The organism is Nibrella saemangeumensis, from assembly GCF_039541915.1.
In the GTDB taxonomy this organism is placed as follows: domain Bacteria; phylum Bacteroidota; class Bacteroidia; order Cytophagales; family Spirosomataceae; genus Nibrella; species Nibrella saemangeumensis.
Window position 1 is genome coordinate 73,643 of sequence record NZ_BAABHD010000002.1, and the last position, 26,680, is coordinate 100,322.

At 54.2% G+C, this 26,680-nt stretch carries 18 protein-coding genes and 1 tRNA gene; 7 read left to right on the forward strand and 12 right to left on the reverse strand.

The window, feature by feature from the left end:
- The first annotated feature begins 148 nt into the window (after positions 1 to 148).
- Complete coding sequence (locus ABD949_RS00805) at positions 149 to 430, forward strand: hypothetical protein (protein WP_345239678.1); 282 nt, start codon at positions 149 to 151, stop codon at positions 428 to 430.
- 165 nt (positions 431 to 595) lie between these two features.
- Here ABD949_RS00805 and ABD949_RS00810 read toward each other — a convergent pair whose 3' ends face one another.
- The 3 genes from ABD949_RS00810 to ABD949_RS00820 form a co-directional block, all read right to left on the reverse strand.
- Positions 596 to 1,207, reverse strand: a complete 612-nt coding sequence (locus tag ABD949_RS00810; RefSeq protein WP_345239680.1) for a cytochrome c oxidase subunit 3 — start codon at positions 1,205 to 1,207, stop codon at positions 596 to 598.
- A 6-nt stretch (positions 1,208 to 1,213) separates the two neighbouring features.
- Entirely contained in the window at positions 1,214 to 2,020 is an 807-nt protein-coding gene (gene ispE / locus ABD949_RS00815) for a 4-(cytidine 5'-diphospho)-2-C-methyl-D-erythritol kinase (RefSeq protein ID WP_345239682.1), read from the reverse strand.
- Positions 2,021 to 2,092: 72 nt separating this feature from the next.
- A complete protein-coding gene (locus tag ABD949_RS00820) occupies positions 2,093 to 4,534 on the reverse strand; it encodes a carboxypeptidase regulatory-like domain-containing protein (RefSeq protein WP_345239684.1) in 2,442 nt (813 codons plus the stop codon).
- A 438-nt stretch (positions 4,535 to 4,972) separates the two neighbouring features.
- On the opposite strand from ABD949_RS00820, the gene ABD949_RS00825 reads away from it, so the two are divergent.
- Positions 4,973 to 6,217 carry an SGNH/GDSL hydrolase family protein gene (locus tag ABD949_RS00825; protein ID WP_345239687.1) on the forward strand — a complete coding sequence of 415 codons (1,245 nt, stop codon included), beginning with the start codon at positions 4,973 to 4,975 and terminating at the stop codon, positions 6,215 to 6,217.
- Positions 6,218 to 6,220: 3 nt separating this feature from the next.
- On the opposite strand, the gene ABD949_RS00830 is transcribed toward ABD949_RS00825, so the two are convergent.
- Positions 6,221 to 7,378 (reverse strand): CaiB/BaiF CoA transferase family protein, encoded by a 1,158-nt coding sequence (locus tag ABD949_RS00830; RefSeq protein WP_345239689.1) that lies wholly within the window; start codon positions 7,376 to 7,378, stop codon positions 6,221 to 6,223.
- A gap of 196 nt (positions 7,379 to 7,574) precedes the next feature.
- Between ABD949_RS00830 and ABD949_RS00835 the strand changes: the two genes are divergently transcribed.
- Both ABD949_RS00835 and ABD949_RS00840 read left to right on the forward strand, forming a co-directional pair.
- Positions 7,575 to 8,183: an RNA polymerase sigma factor gene (locus ABD949_RS00835; protein WP_345239690.1), complete on the forward strand. Its 609-nt coding sequence runs from the start codon at positions 7,575 to 7,577 to the stop codon at positions 8,181 to 8,183.
- On the forward strand, positions 8,176 to 8,622 hold the full coding sequence (locus tag ABD949_RS00840) for an anti-sigma factor family protein (protein ID WP_345239691.1): 447 nt from the start codon (positions 8,176 to 8,178) through the stop codon (positions 8,620 to 8,622). Before ABD949_RS00835 ends, ABD949_RS00840 begins: the two co-directional genes overlap by 8 nt.
- Before the next feature lie 29 nt (positions 8,623 to 8,651).
- Here ABD949_RS00840 and ABD949_RS00845 read toward each other — a convergent pair whose 3' ends face one another.
- Positions 8,652 to 9,839: an acyl-CoA dehydrogenase family protein gene (locus ABD949_RS00845; RefSeq protein WP_345239692.1), complete on the reverse strand. Its 1,188-nt coding sequence runs from the start codon at positions 9,837 to 9,839 to the stop codon at positions 8,652 to 8,654.
- A 164-nt stretch (positions 9,840 to 10,003) separates the two neighbouring features.
- Between ABD949_RS00845 and ABD949_RS00850 the strand changes: the two genes are divergently transcribed.
- A complete protein-coding gene (locus ABD949_RS00850; RefSeq protein ID WP_345239695.1) occupies positions 10,004 to 10,603 on the forward strand; it encodes a porin family protein in 600 nt (199 codons plus the stop codon).
- A 59-nt stretch (positions 10,604 to 10,662) separates the two neighbouring features.
- On the opposite strand, the gene ABD949_RS00855 is transcribed toward ABD949_RS00850, so the two are convergent.
- The 6 genes from ABD949_RS00855 to ABD949_RS00880 form a co-directional block, all read right to left on the reverse strand.
- Positions 10,663 to 11,481: an aldo/keto reductase gene (locus tag ABD949_RS00855; RefSeq protein WP_345239697.1), complete on the reverse strand. Its 819-nt coding sequence runs from the start codon at positions 11,479 to 11,481 to the stop codon at positions 10,663 to 10,665.
- 29 nt (positions 11,482 to 11,510) lie between these two features.
- Positions 11,511 to 14,837: a VCBS repeat-containing protein gene (locus tag ABD949_RS00860; RefSeq protein ID WP_345239699.1), complete on the reverse strand. Its 3,327-nt coding sequence runs from the start codon at positions 14,835 to 14,837 to the stop codon at positions 11,511 to 11,513.
- A gap of 102 nt (positions 14,838 to 14,939) precedes the next feature.
- Entirely contained in the window at positions 14,940 to 16,511 is a 1,572-nt protein-coding gene (locus ABD949_RS00865) for a SusD/RagB family nutrient-binding outer membrane lipoprotein (RefSeq protein ID WP_345239701.1), read from the reverse strand.
- Between the two features lie 71 nt (positions 16,512 to 16,582).
- Positions 16,583 to 19,615 (reverse strand): SusC/RagA family TonB-linked outer membrane protein, encoded by a 3,033-nt coding sequence (locus ABD949_RS00870; RefSeq protein ID WP_345239703.1) that lies wholly within the window; start codon positions 19,613 to 19,615, stop codon positions 16,583 to 16,585.
- A 554-nt stretch (positions 19,616 to 20,169) separates the two neighbouring features.
- On the reverse strand, positions 20,170 to 20,613 hold the full coding sequence (locus ABD949_RS00875; RefSeq protein ID WP_345239705.1) for a DoxX family protein: 444 nt from the start codon (positions 20,611 to 20,613) through the stop codon (positions 20,170 to 20,172).
- A gap of 223 nt (positions 20,614 to 20,836) precedes the next feature.
- A tRNA-Gly gene (locus ABD949_RS00880) sits at positions 20,837 to 20,909 on the reverse strand.
- A 150-nt stretch (positions 20,910 to 21,059) separates the two neighbouring features.
- Between ABD949_RS00880 and ABD949_RS00885 the strand changes: the two genes are divergently transcribed.
- On the forward strand, positions 21,060 to 22,862 hold the full coding sequence (locus ABD949_RS00885; RefSeq protein WP_345239707.1) for a glycoside hydrolase family 9 protein: 1,803 nt from the start codon (positions 21,060 to 21,062) through the stop codon (positions 22,860 to 22,862).
- Positions 22,863 to 22,909: 47 nt separating this feature from the next.
- Complete coding sequence (locus ABD949_RS00890; protein WP_345239708.1) at positions 22,910 to 24,970, forward strand: OPT family oligopeptide transporter; 2,061 nt, start codon at positions 22,910 to 22,912, stop codon at positions 24,968 to 24,970.
- A gap of 56 nt (positions 24,971 to 25,026) precedes the next feature.
- Here the strand turns inward: ABD949_RS00890 and ABD949_RS00895 are convergent, their stop codons facing one another.
- The gene (locus ABD949_RS00895) at positions 25,027 to 26,622 is read right to left on the reverse strand and encodes a serine hydrolase (protein WP_345239709.1); all 1,596 of its coding nucleotides are present in this window, start codon (positions 26,620 to 26,622) and stop codon (positions 25,027 to 25,029) included.
- Positions 26,623 to 26,680 lie beyond the last annotated feature (58 nt).

The following is a 26,680-nucleotide window of genomic DNA, read 5'->3' on the forward strand; positions in this document are numbered from 1 at the left end:
GCGTGCAATCTGGCTAAGATACAGAAAACCGGACAGAATTGCAAAGCAGCTTTGGAATCAGGTAAGTCGTCGCAGAGACTACACGACCACCTGTGCCAACAAATGACCAGCGTCGGCAGTTACATGCTTGTAACTCAACGTTTTTATTATGGCAACCAATCAGAATAATCGACTATCAGCGCTGAAAACGAGTGTGGGAGCGTTGCTGCTGGCAGTGTGCCTGAGTTGCTCAGGCAACTCAAATGAGAATACCAACACAACCGAAACGCCGGTTTTGGGCCATGAAGGTGATACAACTATGTCAAATACGCCGGGTGGCGCTCCGATTCAGGCTCCGGCTGATAGTAACTCTGCGCAGGGCTCGACGCTACCGGGCGCCACAGTTACACCCGATGGGTCAGGCTCTGCCAATCAGGGCACCCGTCGGTAGTACAGACTACTTGTACTAAAGAGCCGTCATTGTCTTGACAGTGAGGGCTCTTTAGGTTTAACAACACAGTCAGTGTACTATTAAACTATCGTTTGCCTCTTTTTATAGTAACAGAACCAGCACCATCTTAAAGCGAGGCAGACGTTATGCTATGCTCCTGTCAGTTTATTCTAAGTTCAGTTTGATATTGATGCCGTGATGCACCAGCAGGAATAGAAACAGACCGATCCAGAGCACATCCACAAAATGCCAGTAGAGGGTGATGAGCTTTAGCCGGAGCTGATTGGGTGGATTGACGCTGTACACAAAGGAATCGATATAAGGCCGCCGGCGCAGTGCTTCTACCAGGGCAATAACCAGAAAGATCAGGCCGATCAGAATATGCAGCAGGTGCAGCCCAGAAATCAGATAGATAAAGCTACCCGACGGATTTCCTTCCAGCAACACACCGGAGACAAACAGTTGCCGCCAGCCCCAGGCCTGTAGCAGAATAAACAGGGTGCCCAGGGCCAGTGTCGTGCTCATGTTGGTGCGGTAGCTGGCAAAGCGCTCCTGCCGGAACGCCTGATTGGCGTTGTGCAGCGTGAAACTACTCAGCAGAATGGCAAAGGTGCTAATCAGAAAAACGTTGGGCAGCGGCACATCCGACCAGCCCGGCCCGGCCCGTCGAACGATATATGCCGCCAGTAAAACCGTGAAGATCAAAAGGCTGCCGGCAATACCCAGCCAGACCATGAAGCGGAACGGCTCCCGCCGTTTCGTAAAAAAGTTGCTCACCGAATACTACAATTTACCTTGCCAAACGCTGTAATGTGGAAAATGGTTTTGGCCATCCGGCGGGGCCGAAAAAATTCCGTACACGGTCGATCCCGACCCGCTCATGCTGGCATACACCGCCCCTAGTTCATATAGATTCTGCTTCAGATCGGCTAGACTGGGGTAGGCAGGGAATAGACTATCTTCAAAGTCATTATGCACACTATCCCGCCATTGGGTCACTGGTGCTTCCAGCAAATCACGCAGGGGCGTGTTGGGCGTCCGGGGGCGCACACCAGCATAAGCTTCTGCCGTTGAAATAGCCAGATTGGGATAGACCAGCAGGATGTAATAACCGGACAGATCAACATTTACCGGCTCAAAAACATCACCCTTTTCAAGACAATACATGGGTTTGTTCTGGATGAAAAACGCGCAGTCGCTGCCGAGTTGTCGGGCATAGTGTTCCATTTGCTCCGGTGTGAGTGCCAGACCGAATCGTTCGTTGAGCAGCCGGATGGTAAAGGCTGCATCAGCAGAGCCTCCCCCAAGTCCGGCCCCAATAGGAATGATCTTATGCAGATGAAGCTGCACTGGTGGTAATGCAAAATCGGCAGCTAGTAGATCATACGCTCTAGTGCACAGATTGCGGGCCGGGTCACCGGGTATGGGCTGGCCGCTGCTGGTAAACTGAAAGGCTTCGGCCGGAATAACTTCCAGCACATCCTGCCACCCGACGGGGTAGAAGCAGGATTGCAGATTATGAAAGCCATCGGGCCGCTTTTCGGTAATCTGTAAGCCGATATTGATTTTACAATTCGGGAACGTCAGCATAGGTTAGGTAATCCGCTCGACAGTACCCTGGCGGTAACCTGTCAACCGTCATAACCCTCAAACTTACAAACTTTACTTTATAGAAAGTACTTTAAATTCGGTCCGGCGGTTGCGCTGGTGTTCGGCTTCAGTACAGATAACTCCGTCGCGGCAGTTGTTCAGCAGCATGCCTTCCCCATAACCGGTTGCCCGAATGCGCCGTCGGGCAACTCCCCTCGATACAAGAAAATCAGCTACCGCCCGGGCCCGGCGATTGGAGAGTTCCAGGTTATACTGGGCGTCACCCTGACTATCGGTATGCGAACGCACTTCGATGGCTAGGCCGGGGTATTTCAGCATGGTAGCGACCAGTTTGTCCAACTCGCTGGTGGCGTTGGACCGCAGGCTATAGCGGTCAAGGTCGTAATAAATGTTCCCTACCGTAATGACATCGCCTACGCCCAGCATCCGGAGATCAGCTGACAGCGCCTTAGACTTTGGCCGGCGAACCGGGGTCGTAGTAGCCCGGCGCACCCGATTGGCGTTAGTTCCAAACGCATCTTTACTGGCCACGAGCGTGTAATCACAGTCATCGCTGAGGTTAAACGTGTAGTGTCCATCCGGCCCCGTTACGACCTGCACAATATTGCCGTCGCATTCGTTACGCAACTGTACGGTTACGCCCGCCATCGGCTTTCCGTCTTTTTCGCTGATAATTGTTCCTTGGATATGAGACCGCATCACCGGTACGGCTACGGCGTCCTCCGACAAGGTAGAGTCAGCCCCGTTCTCGTCGATATTCTCAATGCCATCCTCTAATTTCTGCAGTGGAATTTCGAGCCGGGTAGGCTGGTCGTCGGTCAAATATCGGGTGGAGAAGCCTATAGTACTGCTGGCAAACCCCTCGCGCAGGGCGGTAAAGGTAAAATTGCTGTTGGGTTCCAGACACAGGTGCAGTTCTCCATTGGCAGCGGTCTTTACCTGCTGAACCGGCGGATCTCCACCCTGCCGGCGTACGTATACCGTAACACTGTCGGTCCCCTGCGAATCATCGGCATCGTACACCCGTATGGTGAGCGCCCGGCACCCCCCTATAGCGCCTTCACGGACAAAGCGGTAGATATCGTCATTGTTGTTCTGCCGGTTACTGCTCAGATAGCCCGACTGCCGGTTACCATCGGTAATCAGCCCAAAATCATCTTTTGAGGAGTTTATAGGCGCATCCAGATGATCGACGGCCTGAACGGTCGTTCCCTGCATGGTGACATAAAATATATCCAGTCCCCCAAGTCCACGCCGGCCATCGGTCGAAAAATAGAGGTTACCGTTTTCATCAACAAACGGAAAAAGCTCGTTTCCTTTGGTGTTAATTTCCTTGCCCAGATTCACCGGCTTTGACCAGCGGCCGTTTTCCCGGCGACTTACGTATATATCCGTTCCGCCAAAGCCACCGGGCATATCCGACGCAAAAAAGAGCAGTTGATCATCATAGCTCAACGCTGGGTGGCCAACCGAGTATTCGTCGCTGTTGAACGGTAACTCCTGCACATTGTGCCAGGTGCCATTCTGGTAATCAGCCGAGTAGAGCTTCAACTTATTGATGTTATCACTGCTTTTCTTTGCTTTCCCGTCGTTATAGTTATTCCGGGTAAAGATAATCCCTGAGCCGTCGTGCAGAAAGGTAGCGGGTCCTTCGTGATAGCGGGTATTCAGCGCCTGACTGAACCGCTGCACTGGGTCAACGGGCTGAACTTCGTAGCCTAAGCCCCGGCTGATATTAATGCCAGCTTCGAAGCCGGGTACGGTGCGGGTATCGTTGGCAGACGTTCGGGTATAGGCATCGGAGCCCAGACGCCGGCCCCCGGTGTCGGCTCTGCGCTCCGGCCGGCCAGCCGATGGTTTGCTGTCGGTGCCATCGGCGTTGATAACCCGGTTCACCCTGATTTGGCTGCGATCGGGAATATAAAATAGATCCAGGTAGCCGGAGCCCCCACCGCTGCCTGTGGTTTCAATCGCGAAACTGCCTTTTTTTCCGGCTACGTAGACCAATCCGTCTTTGTAATAGGCTGGGCTGAACTCTTCGTTGGTGGTATTAAAAGCCGGGACTTCGAGTCGGTAACGCGTAGGCTGTCGTTTACCGGACGTTTGGATCTGCACCGGCTGGATGGCAGCCCGGTTGTCTTTCAACCGCAAATACCGTTCGTATTGCTGCTGCGCTTCCTGAAATTTCCCGTTACCGGCCAGGGTCTGGGCAAAAGCCAGAAGAGGAGCTGCTTTTTGAGATTCCGGGTCGGTGTCTGTAAACCATTCCCGATAGGTTCGTTCCGCTTTCTGAAGATCCCCAACCTGGCTGTAGGCATACGCCAGATTAGCCTGCACCGTGGTCAGTTGCTCAGGGGTCAGCTGGTTTCTGTATTGCCCCAGCAGTTCGGAATAAACATCAATAGCCCGGCCGAAAACTCGTCGGGTAAGGTGCCGGTCGGCCTGCTGCAACAGTGAATCCGATTGAGCCAGGGCTACTTGATAACCGAGCAAAGTCGTTATCAACACAAAAATTAAGTTACCATTATGCCTCATATACTCCGAGTAGAGATGGGGATAAATAGGCTTAGTTACAAACTAACTTAGCTAAAGCGCTATAAAGGAGCAAATTTTTATGTATTTATACGCACTTAAGGTGCTTATTTTTAGCAAAACTACTTAAGAGTCGAGCCCTATATATCCCTATGTGAGCGGTTGCTTTACGTATGATAGGTATTCATCAGCTCGAACACAGCTGTTAATATGAGAACCCTTCCCTATAAAGAAAAATTATCCGGCTTTTTTTTAGGCATTGGTTCTGGCTGAGCCTCAGCCGTAAAGTTTAGTAATCTTTCTGATTACCAGCGTGACTTTTACCGGCTGATTTTGTTTATACGCTACCAACCAGGCATAAAGCTCAGGCTGTGGAGATCTCTGGATAATCTTTTATTTATGCGATTTAACTACTGGATATGGTTATTTGTTGTTTTGCTCGTTGGTTGTAAATCGAAACCGACAGAGCCGGATCAGCCACAGCCCGGTGGTCAGCTTACGAGCGGAACGGCCAATTTCAGCCAGTACCTGGCAGTAGGTAATTCGTTGACCGCCGGGTATATGAACGGCGGATTATACCGGGAAAGTCAACTGGCCTCTTACCCCAACCTGCTTGCGCAACGTTTTCGGATGGCGAATGGCGGTGCATTTGTCCAGCCGCTCTTTCCGGACGGGCAGCAGAACGGCTCCGGCTACTACCGGCTTGCCAACACCCAGCCAGCCGGCGGGCTGCCTGTTCTTGAACAAGTAACAGCGAATACAGCCATACGCAGTCAGTCTCCGCTGATGCTAACGAAGTACACCGGCGCAGCGCCCGACAATATTGGTATTCCCGGCATCCGGCTGGCAGATGTGCAGAATCAGGCTCTATCGCAGGTAAACCCCTATTTTGAACGGCTGCTGCCCAATGGTCAGGAGACAATGACATACCTGGCCTATGTGAAAAGCCGGCCGCACACGTTCTTTAGCTGCTGGATTGGCATAAACGATGTGCTGGGTTTTGTTACCAGCGGTGGCCGGCAACCGATTACCAGCCCGGCCATCTTCCGCGATAACCTGAACGTTCTGCTGGATGCGCTTACGGCGAATAATGTCAAAGGTGTATTGGCTAATCTGACGGATATAACCGATATGCCTTACCTAACCGCCCGTACCGTTGCTCAGTTGCGGGGTAGCCAGAATGCAACAATTTATATCCGGACCGGTACGGGCGTGGTTCGGCCCGCTACCGAGGAGGATTATGTTCTGTACGATGCCGATTCAATTGGTCTTGCCAACCGAACGGGCTTTTTTAAAGGATACTTCTCAGCATACCCGCTCAATAACGAGGATGTGCTGGACGCTGAGGAGGTCAGGCAGGCCCAGAGTGCCATAGAAGCCTTTAATAAGATAATTGCCGACGAAGCGGCCGCCCGGCAACTGCCCGTCATGAATGCTCAGGCGCTGATGCGCCGGGTGAAAACAGGTTTTACCCAAGATAACATCCTGTTTAGCCCTATTTTTCCTACTGGCGAAGCCTTTTCGCTTGACGGCATTCATCCTACAGCCAGAGGGTATGCCTTACTGGCCAACGAATACCTGAAAACAATTAATACCTTTTACCAGACGCAGTTTCCGCTCTACAACCTCAATACCCTCAGGTAGTGATTACCTCTCCCCCAGTACAGCTTCTGTATCTTCACCCAGGCGCGGGGCCGGCCAGGCTGGCTGAGCGGGTGTAGCCGAAAACTTTAGTGGAACGCCAATACCTGACAGCAGCCCTGCGTTCGGGTGCTCCTGCGCCATCACCATATTCCGGGCTTGTAGGTGCGGATCACTGGCCAGTTCATCAATGTCATAAACGGGTGAAATCAGCAAGTCATGCTCCTGTCCGAGTTGCACCCAGTCGGCCCGGTCTTTTTCCAGAAACAAAGCCTGAAGCTGCTGACACTGCTGAGCCAACGCGGTTGTACCCTGAGGTAAGGCAAAGGGTACCCAGTCGGGCCGGTTAACCAGGGCACAGAACTTCTGCCAGAACTTAGGCTCCAGCGTTCCTAATGCAACATAGCCACCGTCGCGGCAGCGGTATACATTGTAATTGGGCAATCCTCCCGACAGCGGCATGGTGCCCCGTGGCAGGGGTGTTCCTGTACCGGCATACTCCGCAAACGCTACCGCCAGCAGCGGCATCACGGCATCCGTCATAGACACATCCACGTGCTGGCCCTCACCGGTGCGTTGCCGGGCCTGAAGTGCAGCCAGGGTGGCTATTACACTCATATAAGAGCCGCCGGCAATGTCGGCCAATTGCACCCCCGGAATGACAGGCGGTCCTGTTGCCTTACCCGTCAGGCTCAGAACGCCGGATAAAGCCAGGTAATTCAGATCATGCCCGGCCAGGTGCGCATAGGGGCCTGTTTGGCCAAAGCCCGTAACGGATACATAAATGATCTGCGGGTTCAAGACACGGGCCGCTTCATAGCCAATGCCCAGTGTATCCAGAAATCCGGGGCGGAATTGCTCAACGACGACATCGGCCGTTTGGACAAGCTCCAGAAACCGTTTTTGGCCTTCTGGCGTCTGATAATCCAGCAGCACGCTCCGCTTAGAGCGGTTATACGACAGGTAATGAACTGACTCCCCATTCCGGTGGGGCGGAAACACCCGGACATAATCCGGTGAATCAGATCGTTCAATTTTAATAACTTCGGCTCCCATATCAGCCATGAGCATGGTTCCGAGCGGACCAGGCAGCAAACGGGTCAGGTCGAGAATGCGCAGGCCAACAAGCGGTCCGGTGGTGGGTTTACGGTCAGGATTAGTCATAGCAGTTGACATAGTTTTGTAAATTAGAGATCCCGTCCCATACCACCAAATCAGGTAACAATCGATGTTTTCCACAATTTCATAACCTCTCTTGTGGAAAACTATCGGTTTTGGCATCTTACCTGTGAATAGCCTTGAAAGGCCGGACGCAATCAGTCGTTATATATAAAGACACAGTTACTTCTGCTGCAGAACTATGTTTTTTAAGCGGTTCCGAAAACATCAGCCAACCACCGATGCCGAGTTTGTTGCGGCCTATCAGGCTACGGGCGATCTCGAACTGCTGGGGGCCTTGTATGAGCGCCATATGGAACTGGTTTATGCGGTATGCTTTAAGTACCTGCGTGACGAAGAAGAAAGCAAAGATGCGGTCATGCAATTGTTTGAGCAATTGGTTATCGACCTGCGCCGGCATGAGGTGCAACACTTCCGGAGCTGGCTGCATAGCATAGCCCGCAATTACTGCCTGATGCAGCTCCGGAGCCGACGGGTACAGGTTGAGGAGTCTATCATGGCCCGGCAGCGGCCGGAGTATGAAGCAGACGACGATCTGCCGGCCGACGCCCTACAGGTGATTACCGATGACGACGATGCCCTGGACCTAGAGCACAACCTGAACCGCATGGATGGCTGTTTGAGCGTACTGCCACCGGAGCAAAAGCGTTGTATTGAGTTATTTTATCTGGAACAGAAAAGTTACGCCGACGTAGCCGACCAAACCGGCTATGACCTGAAACAGGTGAAGAGTTACCTGCAGAATGGACGCCGTAACCTGAAAATATGCATGGAAAAACACCATGATTAAGCCTGTACACACCGATCAACTCTCACTCAACGACCTCCAGGCTTACCTGGACGGCCGGCTGAATGATAAAGCCCGTCACCGGGTGGAGCGGATTCTGCTGGAGCAGCCCTTTTACGCCGATGCCCTTGACGGGCTTAAAGCCCTGCAGCAGAACGGAGCGTCGCTAAACGAGCAAACCGCCAGCCTGAGAGCCGCCCTGCAGGAGCGCATCCACGAATCGGCCAGCGAACGCCGGCTGCTCCCGCTTTGGCTGACTGCCGCCACCGCTTGTATCGTGCTGGTACTCAGCGTAGCCATCTACCTTATCTTCGTTGTCCAACAGCCCGCTCCCAGGCCTGTTCAGCCAAAACAGACCAAAGTGGTTGAGGTAGAGCTAACGCCATTGGATAGCCTAAAAGGGAAAAAGGATGATAAAGAGAGAAAAAAAGCAGATGAGTGATGGAGAGAAAGGCTCTTTTCTCGAGTGCTCTACTCCTTTCTCCCCTCATAAACCCCCTTATACGTAACCGCATCCATGACCACCTTTGCGATAATTTCGCGCATGATTTCGGAGGTACCACCGGCAATGGTCCCCACACGGGCGTCGCGGTAGGCCCGACAGATGGGGTAGTCCTCGATGTAGCCGTAGCCTCCAAAAAACTGCAGGCACGTATCCACCACCCGTTTCTGCATCTCGGATGTATGAAGTTTGGCCATGGAACATTCTTTGACCACAACCTCTCCCTGGGTAAACAGCCAGCAGGTGTGGTAAACAAACTGCCGGGCTACCTCTATCTCCGTGGCAACATCGGCTATTTTGTGCCGTATCGCCTGAAACATCCCGATTTTCCGGCCAAAAGCTTCCCGCTCGTGCAGGTAATTAAGTGTCCATTCCAGCGCCAGCTCCGCCCCCGAAACGGCCATGACGGCAGCAACCAGCCGCTCCAGCTGCAGGCTCTCCATGAGGTAATAGAAGCCCATGTGCTGCATACCGATCAGATTTGTGGCGGGTACCCGTACCTCATCGAAGCGGATCTCGGCGGTGTCGGAGCTATGCCACCCCATTTTATTCAGTTTAGTGCGACTGATGCCGGCGCTCTCCAGGTCGACTACCATCAGGCTGATGCCGTTTGTGCCAGCTTCGGGTTTGGTTTTTACGGCCAGGGTAATAAAATCGCCGTAGGTACCATTGCTGATGAAGGTTTTAGCTCCGCTGATGACATATTCATCGCCGTCCAGCCGGGCCGAAGTCCGGATAGCCGATACATCAGAACCAGTATCGGGCTCTGTAATGCCGAGGGCCGCTATTTTTTCGCCTTTAATTGCCGGTACCAGGTAACGTTGCTTCAGGTCTGTACTGCCCGCTTTGGCAATGTGGTTGATTGCCATATACTCATGCACACTGACGGCGGTCGCGAAACCACCCATTCCGCAACGGGCTAACTCCTCCAGAAAGACCACTGAGAACCAGAAATCAGCTCCGGCACCACCGTATTCTTCGGAGAAGGGTAGTCCTAAGTAACCCAGGTCGCCCATCCGGCGGAAAATGCTGTGGGGAATGCGCCGTTTGGTCTCCCATTCTTCCGTTTGAGGCACTATTTCCTGGTCGATAAACTGCCGGACGCTCTGACGGAATAAGGCATGATCCTCGGTGAAGTATAAGGAAGAACGTTTCATATAAAGAAGGAATGCTTTAGTTTCGCTAAAAAATTACCAATAATCTTAATACCAACGGCTGTTACGCGTTTACCTTTGCTTTTCCACCGAGAGCCCAATTGGGCACCTTAAACATTTGCCAACAGATGCACGTTAACCGGTCATCAACCAATTCTCAATACACCATGCACCTCAACTTTTCTGTCCGACTATTCACACTACTGACGGCCACCATCTTTTTTTGTCATACGGTCACCTACGCGCAGCAGCGCTGGAGCGCCGGTCCACGCTTAGGGTTGAATTTATCCAAGTTTGTCGGGACAGGTAATGATACCCGGTACGCTCCCGGAGCTGTGGTGGGTGGATTTATTATGTACAGCGACATTCGCCATTTCGGCGCATCGCTGGACGTCCTGTATTCACAAAAGGGGGCAAGGCAAGGCGCACCGGCAACAACGATAGACCGAATTAATTATCTGGAACTTCCGCTGGCATTCCGCTATTTCCTGACGCTCAATGGTGACTTCCGGCCCAATATCTTTGTCGGCCCATCCCTGGCATTCAATCTGAACAACCAACAGTTCAAGAACTCAGATATTGGATTGTTCGCTGGTCTGCAGTTAAACTGGCGGGCCGGGAATCGCCAGCGCTTCCTGATTGACGGCAAGTACACCTACGGTCTGCCAGACATTTACATAGGGCCAGGAAGCAACGTAATCGAGACTCACAACTCTACATTTACCCTTACACTAGGCTATAGCTTCGGTATAGGCCGGAATTACTAACCTAAACAATATAACAAAAAAGGCATCTGGGTATCTGGATGCCTTTTTTGTTGTCTCACTTACAAATAATCCATCGGATCGTCGGCAATGCGGGTATTATCGTGAAAGGTATCCATCAGGTCCATATCCTCCACCGAGATAGCGAAATTCAGAACGTCAAAGTTCTCCCGAATGCGATCCTGTTTTACCGATTTGGGAATGGTAACCACACCGTGCTGCAGCGACCACCGCACGAGGAGTTGATACGTTGATTTGCCATACTTTTCAGCTAAGGCTACCAACCGGGAATCATTACGCTTCAGACCCCGGACCAGGGGCGCGTAACCTTCCGGCTGAATACCTTTCTGCCGGCAATAATCCAGCACTTCGGGCAGGTTGCAGTAGGGGCTGAACTCGATCTGGTTCACAGCCGGGACGATCTCCGCCTGGGCCATCAGTTCGTCGAGGTGAGGCTGGTAGTAGTTGGAGACTCCAATGGCCCGTACCCGCTCGTCGGCGTACAGGCGCTCCAGCGCCCGCCAGGTGTCCAGTCGGGTTTCGCGCACCGGCCAGTGAATCAGGTATAGGTCGACATAGTCGGTGCGCAGTTTATCCAGACTTTTGTCGAAGGCCCGGAGCGTGGCCTCGTAGCCCTGATCGGTATTCCAGACTTTAGTGGTAATAAAGAGTTCCCGGCGCGACAGACCGCTGGCCTGGATGCCGTCGGCGACTTCATGTTCGTTGTAGTAGGCAGCCGCCGTGTCAATCAGCCGGCATCCGGCTTCGAGCGCCCACTCAACCGCCTGCTGAACTTCCTGATTGTGGCCGGGAGCATAGACGCCCAGCCCGAGCATGGGCATTTCCACGCCATTGTTGAGGGTAGTTGTCGGAAACGTCACTTGTATTGATTTAACGTATAGTTGCTGGTCTATAAAGCCCTGCCTAGCCGGATTACCCGTACCGGATGCCCGGTACCAGCAACCAGCAGATACGACTGCGGCCCGGCCTGCACTACTTTAAGGTCACGAACCTCGCCGGTCCAGCCAAAACCAGACTGTGCCGGACTCCGGTACAGGAATTTTCCATTGCCTTTGTTGAGCAACACTCCCCCCTGATTCGCATCCATATTGCCCATCCGGACCCGGTTGCGTAACTGATTTCCGCCGAGCAGAATATCTTTTTTACCGTCCTGATCCACATCCACAGCTGCAACCGCAAATACGGGTGCGGTTTGCGCTTGAATGGGGAGGGCCTCGGCCCGAAACTGCTTCGGCTCGTTCCAGAAGATCAATGTTCGTAATTCACCTGCCTGCAATTGAAGCATGGGCTGTGGCTCCGCCGGAGAAAAAACGTCGGTCAGATCGGCTTTGGCGTACCGAACGTAGTCCGGGTATTTTTTGCGGAGTGGCGTAAACTGGTCCAGCATCTCGTCGCGGGCGTAGAACGGATACAGCTTTCCGGCTTCGGGAACGGCCAGCACCGGTATAACCTGATCGGCACGGCCACCCGGTATGCCCCATAGCGTGAGCGGCTGGTCGGGGCTGGTTCTGAGTTGCGAGTTAAGGCCCAGATTACCCGCTATCAGGTCCGGGTCGCCATCGTTATCCAGGTCCTCGGCCAGTAACCGATTCCAGCAGCCGGAGGTGTTGGGTAGTATCCCTGCGGCCTCCTTCAACCGGCCATCTGTAAATCGGAATGCCCGTAGCGGACCAAACTCAACGGCCAGTACCAATTCGGGCTGTTTATCCTGATTCAGATCGATCCATACGGCATCGGTAATCATACCTGCCTTTTGCAGATCCGGCGCTAAGCCATTAGTCTCGTCGGTAAAGACACCTTTTCCGTCGTTCAGCAGCAGTCGACTGCCGGGTGCTTTGGGATACTGACCGGGTATTACCCGGCCGCCAATAAATACATCGAGGTCACCGTCACCGTCCAGATCCACCGTGCGCACACAGGAGGCACTAAGCCGGACATCCGGAAAGCCCGTACTCCGGATGAGCCGACCCTTGCCGTCGTTCAGGTACAGCCGGGTCTGTAGCCGGTCATCCTTGTCTGGTAATTCGTAGCCGGCGCTGGCGACCAGCAGATCGAGGTCGTCGTCATCATCGGCATCAAACCAGGCTGCATCGGCATCGGCACAGGCTGCGTCGACCTGCAAAGCAGGCTGCGTAGTAGCAACCCAGCGGCCACCCTGCTGCAAAAAGACCTGACCACTCTGGCCCCGCCCTCCGCCGACGAACAGATCCGTCTGGCCATCGGCGTTTACGTCTGCGGTTGCCATATGCGGCCCTACAGACGATATGGGGTGTGGCAGCAACGGCTGAATCTTGTAATCGTTCGTAATTGGGGCCTGGTGGGTAAAGGTTAAAAGGCCGTTCACCGCCTGCCCATACCCGGCTGTTGCAACCGGGTAGCGGTACATCTCGCCCGCATCGCGATAAGACAACGTCAGTTTACCGGCCTGCACCGATTTCCGCACCACCTGCGAACGACCATCGGCCCAGACAACCCGCACCGAATCGGCTTGTGGCTGGGCTCCCAACCCGAACAGCAGGGGTGTGTACTGGGCCGACTGAAACCCCCGCACCGGCGAAAACTCCTGCACCTGCGGCTGGCCCTGGCTGTATACCATCACCCGTGCGCCGATCACCTGCGCCGGCCTGGCGGCTTTCAACTCTATCGTGAGGGCGTAATTCTTCACCAGCCGCTCGGCCTGGTTTCGGTAGATACCTGCTTCCGCGTTGGCATTGTTGACGACCAGGTCGGCATCGCCGTCATTGTCCAGATCGGCGTATACGGCACCATTGGAGCAGGTGGGTTCATTCAGGCCCCAGTCGGCGGTTCGATTGGTAAAGGTGAGATTTTTACTGTTTGAGTAGATGTAGTTCGGCTCTTTGATGGCGGGCATCTGGGCAATAACCTCCATAGGATCGGCGGGCTGCCCGGTCTGTTGCGCCTTCAACTGCTCATCCATGGTGTATTTCAGAAACTGCATATTGGTGTAGTCCCTGACGTAGCCGTTAGTCACAAACAGATCCTTCCAGCCATCATTATCAAAGTCGGCCCACAGACCCGCCCAACTCCAGTCGGTGTTGGAGATACCCGCGAGTTGACCGATTTCGCTGAAGGTAGGCGTAAGGGAAGTAGTAGCCACTTCAGTACCCGATGCTCCATTATTCAGTTGGAGCATATTGCGCATCGTCTGGTGGTGGAAACCGGCCTGGAGCAGTTGTTCGTTCTTGTCGAAATTATCGTCGCCCGAGGTGAGTTTGATGCGTTCGTTGTGTTCGGGCAGCATGTCGAGGGTGAGCAGGTCGATCCAGCCGTCGTTGTTGATGTCGGCGGCATCGGAGCCCATGGAGTACAGGGAGGTATGGCCCATAGCCTCCCGCACTACCTCGCGGTAAGTGCCGTTCTGCTGGTTCAGGTAGAGGTAATCGTTTTCGTTATAATCGTTGGACACGTACAGGTCCAGCCAGCCGTCGTTGTTGAAATCCGATACGGCCACGCCCAGCCCGAAGCTGAGGACATTGGCGGTCAGACCGGCTTCTTTGGTCACGTCGGTAAAGTGGGGGCGTCCGTCGCGGCCGCTGTCGTTGCGGTATAATTTACTGCTGTAGTTGGGGTTATCCTGCGATCGCATATCGGCCAGCAGCCGGCTGAAGCCCGCATACTCCTGCACCGAATGGTTGAGCAGAAAAACGTCCAGGTCGCCGTCACGGTCGTAGTCGAAAAACGCGGCCTGGGTAGAGTAGGCCGGGTCATCGAGGCCGTATTCGGCGGCTTTTTCTGAGAAGGTAAGGTCTTTGTTGTTGATGAACAGCAAATTCCGGCGGAGCTTAGGGTTTTGGGCGGCCGAGCGGCAGACATAGATATCCAGCCAGCCGTCTTCGTTGATGTCGACCAGGCTGACACCCGTATTCCAGCCGTCGGTAGCCTCCACGCCCGCCTTCCGCGTAATATCCTCAAACTCAAAGTCACCTTTGTTCAGGTACAGCCGGTTCGCCGAGAGGTTACCGGTAAAATATAGATCCACCAGCCCATCGTTGTTGAAGTCGCCGGCCGCTACGCCCCCGCCATTGTAAAAGTACCCGTATTTAAGGACGTTAAAGTCTGGTGACTCTTCGAGGTTATTGGCAAACCGGATGTTGGTACGGGACGACGGCAGCTTCTCAAACAGCGTATCGGTCTGCCGGCAGGAGAACAGCAGCCAGACACAACTCAGAACCAGCAGGCGCAACGGGTATTTCATGGAATCAGGTAGTCGGAGAAATGCAATATACTCAAAAGCCTGGGTTACCACGAAAAACGGGCAGCCTTTCGACTGCCCGTTTTTCGGAAATCAGATGGAGAATTAGTTCTTATCCCACCAGAGCGGGGTACTTACTTTATCGGGGCCGCCCAGCAAACTTTCGGCGGCTTTGACGGCGGCACCGTTGGTTTGTTTTTCAACATCCAGGAACGGTATGCGACGGATAAAGGTACCCGCCGGCAGGTCGGCATTATCGGAGTTCGCTATCGGGTAGAGTTTCGGGAAGCGGGTCCGGCGGAACTCGGCGAAGGCCTCCAGCCCGTCAGGGTACAGGGCCAGCCATTTCTGGGTGCCGATCTGCTCCCGCTGAACAGCCTCCGTAGCGCCCCACTTAACCGGGATGTTTGACAGGGCCGGCGACTTTAATCCGTCTTCGGGCGCAATCGGCGTTTTGTCGCTATTGATATAGGCGGTGATCGCATCGGCAGCGGTGATACCCCACTGCCTCATCGACATTTCAATACCTTTTTCGTACATCGCCTGAGCCGTTCCGCCCATGTTCCAGCCGTTCAGAGCGCCTTCAGCCCGCAGCAGATACGCTTCGGCTGCGTGCATGATGTTCTGCGGGACCGTCAAGTTGCTTGTCCAGGCGGCACCGCTACCCGATACCCAGCGCGTTCCAACGTTTGAGTTGGCGTTGTTGGAGTTGATAGCCTCCCCCAACTGAGCGGGTGTTAAGCCATTCCGCAGGCCTTCGAACGTATTTGTGGTTGTTGCGGGCTGGAAGTAAATACCAATACGCGGGTCTGCATAGCCTTTCAGCACCGATTCCATGGAAGCCGACATCCGGAACTCGTTCCAGACCGCAATCCGACCCAAGCCGTTGTGGTCGCTACCAGCAAGGTTTTTCACCATCCAGGCATCATCGGCAATATCGGTCATCACTCCACCCGCAACGGCCGCTTCAGCCTGTGTCTTGGCCACGGCCGGAGTCACTTTGGAGACCCGTAATGCGAGCCGCAGGCGCAGCGTATTGGCAAACTTGATCCACTTGTTTACATCACCCTTGTAAATCAGGTCGAAGTTACCATAGGGTTTTTCCGCCGTTTTTCCTTTCAAAACGGTTGTAGCTTCATCGAGTTTCTTGAAGAAGTCTTCGTAGATTTTATCCTGAGGATCATAAGCCACCGACCGGCCCGGCTCACCAGCTTTAAAATACGGAATGGGGCCGTAATAGTCGGTCAGGCGGTGGAACGCCATGACCCACCAGATTTTAGCCAGCGCATTCTCGGCCGATGCCTTATCGGTCTGGTCGAGCAGCGTTTTCAACTGCGGCACCACCTGCGTATAGATCGGATTCCAGTGACCCGGTAACCAGTCCATCCGCATCACGTACCGGTCGGACGGAAAATAGGTGGCCGAGGTGGCAAAATACTGGCTGTATAGATCGGCAAAGAGATTCTGCGCGATCTGATAAGTGCCGTCGGAATAAGACGCCTGCTGCTGCGCCCGTGAGAACAGATACGGGTATTCGTTAGCGCCCAGGGTGGTCAGCTTGGTTTTGTTGGTATTCAGTTCCTCAAACTTGTCGGTGCAACCAGCCATCAGGATCGTTGCGCCGGCCACCATACCAGCCCCGGCCAGTTGTTTGAGCGATATATGAAGTTTATTCATGGAGTACAATGTTTAACGGAATCGGAATTATCAAATCAGGATAAGTAAGTCGCATTGGACCGCAACACTGACTAAAAGCCGAGTTTAAGGTTCAGACCAATGGTCCGGGTCGACGGCAGGTTACCGTATTCGACGCCCTGGAAGTTACCGGCACCCAGGTTCACATCCGGGTCGAACGGCAGCTTACGCTTCTCCACTCCCGGAATATCGAGCGTGGCGTACCCCCGGTAGATAAAGAACAGGTTACGGCCAACCAGCGACAGACGGGCATTTTTCACGAAGAAGCTGCCCGGCATCGGGATATTGTAGCCGAATGAGAACTCCCGCAGACGCACATTGGTGGTTGAATACGTAAAGAACTCACCCCACGAATACCGGCCACCCGATACGGTGGTCCAGAAGGTTTCGGCATTGATGGCTTTGGCGTTGACTTCGCCTTTATCCGTGACGGCCGGCAGTACCCAGCCTCCTTCGCGGTTGTTGGTGGTGTAAGCCGCAGCGCCGTCGAATGCCAGGTTAGCTTCCGTGCCCGAGGTCATGGTACCGCCAAAGCGGCCGTCGATCAGGATACCGGCCGTAAACCGGCCGTAATTGAACTGGTTGTTCCAGCCCAGCATAAACTTAGGGTTGAAATTGCCAATCTTCTTCTGCGCACTCACTACCGGCTTGCCGTTCGCGTCGACCACAAACCGGCCCTGTGCATCTGTTTGCCAGCCCTGGGCGTACATATCACCGTAGGAGCCACCTTCGGCCACTACCGGCCCGGCCGTGCGGCCATAGCCACCAGCCAGGAAGGCCAGTTTGATGTCGGGGTGCAGTTCAATGATCTTGTTGGTGTTGCGCGAGAAGTTGAGCGTCATATCCCAGTTGAGGTTTCCCTCCCGCAGCGGCTTGCCCGTCAGCGTCACTTCAATACCCCGGTTCTCAATATTACCGGCGTTGACAAATTGGTTAGAGAATCCTGAGGCCGGTGCCAGCCCGAGCGTCAGCAACTGGTTGACAGTATTACTCTTGTAGTAAGTCACATCCAGCCCGAGCCGGTTGCCGAAGAAGCGCCAGTCGAGACCAAATTCGAGCGACGAGGAGATTTCGGGCTTCAGGTTCTCAGCCGGCCGGGTAGCCTCCCGCGAGACGAAACCGCCCGTGCCGCCCTGCGAGAACGAATATGTTTGGGCCAGCAGATACGGATCGGTGTCGTTACCGACCCGGGTATAAGCCGCCCGCACCTTGGCGAACGAAATCCAGGCCGGCAGGTTTGTCATGTCGGAGATGATGGCGTTCACCCCCACCGACGGGTAGAAGTACGAATGCGGAGCCGGCAGGGTCGACGACCAGTCATTACGCGCCGTCAAATCAAGTGTCAGGTAGTCTCTGAAAGAAAGCGCTGCCGTTCCGTACACCGACTGAATCTCCTTTTCCGACAGACCAACGACCTGCACCAGGTTACGGGCGAAGGACAGGTCGAACTTGTTAGGCACGAGCAAGCCGTTAGCCGTAGCCCCTACCGTCGACAGCTTTTGGAACATCCTGGCCGCCCCGAAGTTGTACGTTACCTTCAGCGACTCGCCTAATTTGTTCTCGCCTGACAGCAGCACATCCATGTTGGTTTCGGTCGTTTCGGAAACAAAATCCTGGTAGCTACCACCGGGGCCAGCAAACAGCAGCGTGCGGTCGGACCACCTGCGCTGGATGCGGTCGCTGTAGCGGTCGAGGCTGATCCGGCCCTGAATGTTCAGCCAGTCGGTAAGCTGGTACCGGGCTGATCCTAAGGCAATGACCCGATTCCGTTTTTCCAGATCGGCGGTGCGGTTGATGGTCCAGTAGGGGTTCATGTAGATGGATGACGAACCCCAGTAAGTTGGCAACCCGGCGGCCGTTTCAAACTCCTTGTACTTGTTCAGATCTACCGACCGGGGAACCTTGTACACGTTCATCATAATAGCACTTTCCTCACCTGAGCGCGGCTTGTTGTTGATGCTTTGGTCGGTATAGGTAACCTTGGCATCCGTCGAGAAGCGGGACGACAGCTGCGTGTTGATGCGCAGGTTCAGGGTATGACGGGTCAGATCGTTGTTCGGCAGGATACCCTGATTCAGGTTGTGGGTGTACGACATATACGTCTGCACTTTGTCGGTTCCCCCCGAGATGCCGATGGCGTTGTTGGTTGAAACGCCACTCCGGAAAAAATCGCGGATGTTGTTCGGGTAGAACGTGCCGCCCTTGGCCCCCCAGCTTCCGTTGGACGTAGCGCTGGTGGTGCCGCCGTTCCCCTGTCCGTATTCGTTCTGCAACTGAGGTAACAGCAGCGGGTTCTCGACCACCACGCCCGAGTTTATATCGGCCGAGATCCGGCCCGATTTTCCGCGCTTGGTGGTAATCATGATCACGCCGTTGGCCGCCCGGCTCCCGTACAATGCCGAGGCTGCAGCTCCTTTCAGGATGTTCATCGACTCAATATCGTCGGGGTTGATATTATTAGCACCGTCGGAGCCGTTGATACCGCCGAAGTCGCTGCCGACTTGTCCACGTACGCTGTTGTCGATAGGGACACCATCAATGACAAACAGGGCGTTATTATTACCTCGGATGGAGCGGTTACCCCGCAGGGTTACGCGGGTGGCGCTACCCGGTCCGCTGGCGCCCTGCGTAATCACCAGACCGGCTGCCTTACCCTGCAGCGTATTCACAAAGTTGGCATCGCGCACATCGGTCAGCTGCTTCCCGTCTATTTTCTGGGTGGCATAGGTGAGTGTTTTGGCTTGGCGCTCAATACCCAGCGCCGTCACCACAACCTCGTTCAGCGTACGGGAGTCAATCTCCAGCGAAACATTGAGCTGCGTGGTGCCCGCATTAAAGGGAACTTCCCGGTTGTTGAAGCCTACCGACGATACAACCAATACGCCCGACTCAGGGACCAGCATCTGGAACCTCCCTGTTGCGTCGGTATTTGTACCACGAGTTGTGCCTTTTAACACAACGTTTGCGCCGGGCATAGGTTGGCCGGTTTCGTCTCTAACAAGACCTGAAATCTGCCTTTCCTGCGCCCAAAGCGCACAGGTAGCCAGCAGAAAGACCAACAGTGTAGTGAGTAGTGGTCTCCACATACATCATAGGGGTTAAATGGTGAAAATAGGTTTATAGATAATCTTTATAAAAAAGATTCAAGCGATAAGAAGCCAACCCGGCATAGCTTGGCCCAAATAGGGTGGCCGGAGGACTCAATGCCCGCGGTCGGAAGGCCGGGCGACCGGCTGTTTATGAAGCTGAGTTAACCTGTTCTCCTGGCAGCGAGGCCTTAGGAAAACAGGTAAGCTGCTTGTTGAGCAGATGTATAACAAGTGGCAGTCAAGGTAGACAATTGGGAAAAGTATGTCAAGAAAAGTGCGATTTACTTTTTTGAACGGCTGTGCAGCGAGGGATGAGCGCGAAGCCCGGAAAGGCGGGGGCTTTCACGTAATTGTACGCGTGCGACTGCGTACTCCTCCCTGATTTGCAAAATCCGGTATTATCCGCTAGTTGGCCGGCTGAAACCGCCGTACCTTTGTCTCAATATTCCACACCACACACGATCTTCCCAAAACAAAAACTGCATCCGGAACCCCAACCGGATGCAGTTTTTGTTTTGGCTTCTTCCTGCCGGTGTGTCGGCAGGAACAGGTCACCGCCCAAACGTACCAGGTCGGCGCGGCCAGGCCGAGTTACGCTCCCGGCCATCGATCGAATATTTACCGGGACCCGTAAAAAATAACGTAGTATACAATAGTATATAAAGGAGGGGCAGTTCGCGATCACCGAAAGGCTTACCGGCATTAGCCAGGAAGGCGGCTACCAGCATGGTGATTATAATCGGCAGAACAGCCAGACGGGTCTGAAAGCCAATCAGCACCAGCAACGCACAACCCACCTCCGCCAGCATAGCCAATACCAGCGAAGGGCCGCTGCCAATACCAAGCGGATCACCAAACGTCATGGTCCCGTTCAGGACCTTTGTTAGTTTCGGTATACCGTGGGTGAGCATAAAACCCGTGAGTAATATGCGCAGAATCAACAACCAGACATGAATGGCAGACTGGGTGGCGGCCGTACCCAATAGTGGTTTCATAAGCAAACGTTTGCAAAGTACAGAGCATAGGTACAGGTTACTGTTAAGTCTATTCAGTAGCCTACGCCTATAGACGTAATAACGGACAGCTTTTGTAAGTGTTTTACCGATTTTGCAGAGAGAGCCGAAATGACAGAAGAGCGGTACAGGGCGTAGTTTCACCCAAAAGAAAAAAGGCACTCGACAATTAAGTCAAGCGCCTGTCATACAGGTGGGTACAGAGAGCGGGAAACGGGTCTCGAACCCGCGGCCTGCAGCTTGGGAAGCTGCCGCTCTACCAACTGAGCTACTCCCGCCAACCGTTTGGTATGCCCAAAGATTCAAAAAAAATAAACGTTTGTCAACGCCTGATTAAAAATACTTCTGGCAAATTTTTACTATTCCCCGGATCGATTCAGCCGGTAATACCTACCCGCAATTGTATCAAAGATGTATCTTGTAGCATTATGAGATACCTATCCCTGATTTTCCTCCTGTTTATTCTGACAACTTCTTTTCATAAGCCAGGCGCCCAAACCGCCTGGATACGCATCAACTGGCTTGGTTATCAACCCAATGGCATTAAGGCGGCCGTTTGGGGCAGTAAAATCAATGAACCGCTGAAGCGTTTTCAACTGGTAGAGGCTCAGACTGGAAAAGCTGTTTACGAACACACCGCCGGAAACGCGTTTGGTACGTACGGCCCTTTTGTGCAATCGTACCGGCTGGATTTTTCAGGTTTTCGGAAGCCCGGCACGTACTACCTCAAAGCAGGTACGGTGCAGTCGCCGGAGTTCCGGATTGGGGAGAGTGTATACGATGGCACCGCCGATTTCTGCCTGCGCTATATGCGGCAGCAGCGCAGCGGTTTCAACCCCTACCTGAAAGATTCCTGCCATACGCACGATGGGTATACGATGTACGGGCCGATGCCCGACAGCACGCATATCGATGTCTCGGGCGGGTGGCACGATGCCTCCGACTACCTCCAATACTCGACCACCTCGGCCAACGCCACCTACCACCTGCTGGCCGCTTACCGGGATTTTCCGGGCGTCTTTACGGATACCCACCAGGCAAATGGCCTGGGAGGCAGCAATGCCGTAGCTGATGTGCTGGACGAAGCCCGCTGGGGCCTGGACTGGCTGCTGAAGATGCACCCCAAAGACGACTGGCTATTTAACCAGCTCGCCGACGACCGCGACCATATGGGCATGCGCATCCCGAAAGAAGACAACTTCTACGGCAAAGGCTTTGAGCGGCCGGTCTACTTCTGCACCGGCCAGCCACAAGGACTCTTTAAATACAAGAACCGGGCAACCGGCGTAGCCTCCACGGCCGGAAAATTTAGCAGTGCCTTCGCGCTGGGGTATCAACTGCTGCGGCAACGTGATCCGGCTTATGCCAATCAACTACAGCACCGTGCCCAAACGGCCTATGTGCTTGGTCTTCAGAAGCCGGGTGCCTGCCAGACTGCCCCCGGCCGGGCTCCGTACTTTTATGAAGAAGATAACTGGACCGACGATATGGAACTGGCCAGTGTGGAACTCCACAACCTGGCTAAAGCTATGGGTCAACCCCAGGGTGATTATCTAGCTAAAGCGGTGGCTTACGCCCGTCAGGAGCCGGTGACGTCGTGGATCAAAAACGATACGGCCCGCCATTACCAGTGGTATCCGTTTATCAACGTAGGCCATTACGAACTGGCGAAGCAGCTTACTACCAGCCAGCGCCGGCCAATCATTAACTATTACAAAGCAGGTATCGAAACAATCTGGCAGAAAGCGAAAACCAATGCGTTTCACCGTGCTATACCATTTATCTGGTGCAGCAATAACCTGACCACCTCCTTCGCCATTCAATGCTACTGGTACCGCAAGTTAACCGGCGATACCCAATACGCCCAACTGGAGCAGGCCTGCTTCGACTGGCTATTTGGCTGCAATCCATGGGGTACCAGTTTTGTATATGGCCTCCCAAGCTGGGGCGACACACCCGTTGATCCCCATTCGGCCTTTACCCACCTGAAAAACTACCCGATTGATGGGGGCTTAGTCGACGGTCCCGTTCTCGGCAGTATTTATAAAAACCTGATTGGCATTACCCTAAAAGACCCTGATGAATACGCTGAATTCCAGAGCGACCTGGTTGTTTACCACGACGATTACGGCGACTACAGCACCAACGAACCGACCATGGACGGCACGGCATCACTCATTTATCTGCTGGCCGCTAAGGAAGCAGAGAGGAAAGCGACACGTAAAAAATAATTGAGTACATTACCCTCAAAATTTGCTGTTTGACCCCTTCTCCCAACATGGAAACAAAGACTGTTACGGAATTTAAGCCCTACGTCTCTCCCTCCCAATCCCCGGCCGAGTTCACCCTGAAGGCGGTCATTACGGGCGCGCTGTTCGGCGTATTGTTCGGGGCCGCCACGGTGTACCTGTCGCTGAAAGCCGGTTTGTCGGTATCGGCTTCCATTCCCATTGCGGTGCTGGCGATTTCGCTGGGGCAGCGGTTTCTGAAAACAACCATTCTCGAAAATAACATTATCCAGACCACCGGCTCGGCGGGCGAATCCATCGCGTCGGGGGTGGTCTTTACCCTTCCCGGCTTTCTGTTCCTGACGCAGGCCGAAAACGGGCAGAGCGTCGGTGCGGAGTTTTTTAACTACTGGACCATTCTCACACTGGCCATTCTGGGCGGACTGCTCGGCACATTGATGATGATTCCGCTGCGCCGGGCGCTGATCGTGCAGGAGCATGGCGTCCTTCCTTATCCGGAGGGAACGGCCTGCGGCTCGGTGCTGATTGCCGGCGACCGGGGCGGAAACTTTGCCAAAACCGCCTACCAGGGTCTAGGCTTCGCGCTGGCGTACGCTGTACTTCAAAAAGTCTTACACTTCATTGCCGAGGTCCCTACCTGGGCTACCAACCAGGCCAACCGGTATTTTCCGTCGGCGACCGTCAACGGTGAGATTACGCCGGAGTACCTGGGCGTGGGGTATATTATTGGTTTCCGCATCTCAGCGGTGCTGGTCGGTGGCGGTATCCTGGCGTGGCTGGCGCTCATTCCGTTGTTAGCATCGCTGGTGCCGGGCGATGTAATTGCCCAGCAGTTGATTAAGTTCGGCTACCTCACCAACCTGGAAACGGCCGGCGGCCCCGGTGGCTGGAACCCGGCAACCCGTACGTTTACCGATACCGCATCGGCGATTTACCGGGCCTACATCCGGCAAATTGGGGCAGGTGCCGTAACGGCCGGCGGTTTTATGACGCTGCTGAAAACCATACCGACCATCGTCTCCTCTTTCAAAAGCAGCTTTGGCAAAGTGCAGCAGGTCGGCGTTGAGGGCGGTGTCCGGCGGACGGAGCAGGATTTGTCGATACGCGTGGTAGTGATTGGCAGCCTGGTGCTGGTAGCGCTGATGGTTATACTACCCCAAATTCCGGGTGATTCGCTGCTGACGAAGCTACTTATCGGCGTGCTGGTTATTGTCTTCGGCTTTTTCTTCGTAACGGTAGCCAGCCGGATTGTGGGCCTGATTGGGTCCAGTTCCTCGCCGGTATCGGGCATGACCATTGCCACCATTATGGGTACCGCGCTGGTGTTTATTGGCATGGGATTAACCGGTAAGTTCTACGAACCGGCCGTGCTGGTCGTGGGTGGGATGATCTGTATTGCAGCCGCCACCGCCGGGGCTACCTCGCAGGATTTGAAAACCGGTTATCTGGTGGGCGCTACACCCAAGTACCAGCAGATGGCCCTGTTTGTCGGTGTTATTGTCTCGTCGCTGGCCATTGGCGCAACCGTTAAGGTACTCGACACACCCACGCCCGACCTGGTGGCGCAGGGCATTACCCACGCCATTGGCAGCGATAAATTTCCGGCTCCGCAAGGTACGCTGATGGCTACGCTCATCAAAGGTCTTCTGTCGTTTAACCTCGACTGGCAGTTTGTGCTGGTCGGTGCCTTTTTCGCCTTAGTCATCGAATTAATGGGCATTAGTGCGCTGGCGTTTGCCGTTGGCCTTTACCTACCCCTCTCGACTACCCTGCCTATCTTCGTGGGCGGATGTGTCAAAGCGGCTGTAGACTGGAACGCCAAGCGGAAGAACATCGTGGAGGAAGATGCCGATCTGGGTCGCGGCAACCTGTTTGCCACCGGTCTGGTTGCGGGGGGCGCGCTGGCGGGCGTATTGATTGCCCTGCTATCGGTTAACGACAATGTCTACAACGCCCTGGCCAGCATTTCCCTGGAACCGGCCTTAGCCAGTGCTTTAGGCGAAGGCGGTTATCACCTGCTGGGTGCTTTGATGTTTGCGGCCCTGGCGCTGGTACTGTACCGGGTAGCAACAAAACGAGTGGAAGCTTAATTCTCTGCCTGTTCTCTGTTCGTCCGCAATACAAGCGCGGACGAACAGAGGATGACTTAAACCGCTCTACGGCCCTGGAGTACGGGTCGTTTGTCCTTCTGCCCTTTAGACATGGCAGTGATGCTATTCAGGAATTCAATCTGTATGCCATCCTGCCCAAAACGACAGGTTACCGTGTCGGAATGCGGGGTTTCGGTGAACCGCCATGTCATCACAAATGTATTCTCATCCGTCCAGGCCCCACTGGCGGCTACGCGGCTGGATGTTCCCGGCTTTTTGGGACTAGGGACCAGATTCGGCGGAGTGCCGGGCATGGTAGTCCTGCCATCTGTCCACCGGCCAATACCGGCCGTAATGGCGTGTATGCCGGTTTCGTCCTGTACTTTAAATAGACACGTATTTTTGTCGAAAGTCAGCGATACGGTCTGGATCTTCAGGTCGTTGGGTTCCAGCCGGAATGTCTTGCCCGACACGGCCGACTGTAACGAGGATGCTGCCGGCTGAGTGGACAGCGGCATTATCAGCGAAGTGATCTTCTGTTTCAACTGAGCCTGTGCCGTACTATTTTGCGGTAAAGCGCCCGCTTTCATAGCCGGTAACAGAATAGTCCAGATCTGGTTGAGCGTTGACTGCATATTGGCTGTTTCGCTCGTAATGGCAACTACTGCATCCTGCTCGGGCATTACCACGCAGTATTGTCCGTAAGCACCATCGCCCCGATAGCTGTTGTGCCGGCACCGCCAGAACTGATAGCCATACCCCTGGCTCCAGTCACTCTCCGGATTTGGCTTGCTGGCTCCGGTACCTGGCGTGCCGGATTGCACCTGAAAGGAGGTAGCTTCGCTGACCCAGGCCTCCGGCACGAGTTGCTTCCCACTCCAGCGGCCTTTCTGCAAATACAACTGTCCGAATTTGGCGATGTCCTCCGTCTTTAGGCTGAGTCCCCAACCGCCGGTATTAATCCCCTGCGGATTAACATCCCAGGTAGCGCCTACAATGTTCAGCGGCTCAAATAAGCGAGGTGTCAGGTATTGTAATACCGTCTGACCGGTTATCTTTTGCAGAATTGCCGAGAGCATGAACGTAGCCCCGCTGTTGTAGACAAAATGAGTTCCCGGCTGATGATCGACCGGCAGGGCTAGAAAATTCTTTATCCAGGTATCGCTGGCTCTCATCGCGCCGGTGGTGTCTTTGTCATGACCGGTCGACATGGTCAGTAAATCCTTGATGCGCATTGCAGCCAGATTGGGTCCAACCTTTTCGGGCGTATCGCTGGGGAAGAAGGAAATAACCCGGTCTTCTACCTTCAGTAGGTTCTCGTTTACCGCCAGACCAATAGCCGTTGACGTAAAGCTCTTGCTCAGCGAATAGAGCGTATGTTTCAGTTCCGGTGCGTACGGTGCCCACCAGCCTTCGGCTACCACCTTTCCGTGGCGGACAATCATCAGGCTGTGGAGGCCGGCATTGTTCTCTTCCAGCGACTCAACCAGCGCCAGAATATCGGAGGAGGCTATACCCTCAGCTTCCGGCGTACTGCGGACGAGCCTGGCTACTGGTCGGGACCAGGCTAAATCTGGTAACGTTGTGGCTATGCCCAGGCCGGCAGCACCCAGGCCCAGGTATTTCAGAAATTCCCGGCGATTCGTTTTCATGAAGTTAGGGGTAGGGTATTCTATTACGAAGAGGTAGCGGCAACAAAAATCTACTCAG

Excerpts from the sequence above, each read along its gene's own strand:
- ABD949_RS00805 (WP_345239678.1), top strand. The coding sequence starts at position 149 with ATGGCAACCAATCAGAATAATCGACTATCAGCGCTGAAAACGAGTGTG.
- ispE (WP_345239682.1), bottom strand. The coding sequence starts at position 2,020 with ATGCTGACGTTCCCGAATTGTAAAATCAATATCGGCTTACAGATTACC.
- ABD949_RS00825 (WP_345239687.1), top strand. The coding sequence starts at position 4,973 with ATGCGATTTAACTACTGGATATGGTTATTTGTTGTTTTGCTCGTTGGT.
- ABD949_RS00830 (WP_345239689.1), bottom strand. The coding sequence starts at position 7,378 with ATGACTAATCCTGACCGTAAACCCACCACCGGACCGCTTGTTGGCCTG.
- ABD949_RS00835 (WP_345239690.1), top strand. The coding sequence starts at position 7,575 with ATGTTTTTTAAGCGGTTCCGAAAACATCAGCCAACCACCGATGCCGAG.
- ABD949_RS00840 (WP_345239691.1), top strand. The coding sequence starts at position 8,176 with ATGATTAAGCCTGTACACACCGATCAACTCTCACTCAACGACCTCCAG.
- ABD949_RS00845 (WP_345239692.1), bottom strand. The coding sequence starts at position 9,839 with ATGAAACGTTCTTCCTTATACTTCACCGAGGATCATGCCTTATTCCGT.
- ABD949_RS00850 (WP_345239695.1), top strand. The coding sequence starts at position 10,004 with ATGCACCTCAACTTTTCTGTCCGACTATTCACACTACTGACGGCCACC.
- ABD949_RS00860 (WP_345239699.1), bottom strand. The coding sequence starts at position 14,837 with ATGAAATACCCGTTGCGCCTGCTGGTTCTGAGTTGTGTCTGGCTGCTG.
- ABD949_RS00865 (WP_345239701.1), bottom strand. The coding sequence starts at position 16,511 with ATGAATAAACTTCATATATCGCTCAAACAACTGGCCGGGGCTGGTATG.
- ABD949_RS00870 (WP_345239703.1), bottom strand. The coding sequence starts at position 19,615 with ATGTGGAGACCACTACTCACTACACTGTTGGTCTTTCTGCTGGCTACC.
- ABD949_RS00875 (WP_345239705.1), bottom strand. The coding sequence starts at position 20,613 with ATGAAACCACTATTGGGTACGGCCGCCACCCAGTCTGCCATTCATGTC.
- ABD949_RS00885 (WP_345239707.1), top strand. The coding sequence starts at position 21,060 with ATGAGATACCTATCCCTGATTTTCCTCCTGTTTATTCTGACAACTTCT.
- ABD949_RS00890 (WP_345239708.1), top strand. The coding sequence starts at position 22,910 with ATGGAAACAAAGACTGTTACGGAATTTAAGCCCTACGTCTCTCCCTCC.
- ABD949_RS00895 (WP_345239709.1), bottom strand. The coding sequence starts at position 26,622 with ATGAAAACGAATCGCCGGGAATTTCTGAAATACCTGGGCCTGGGTGCT.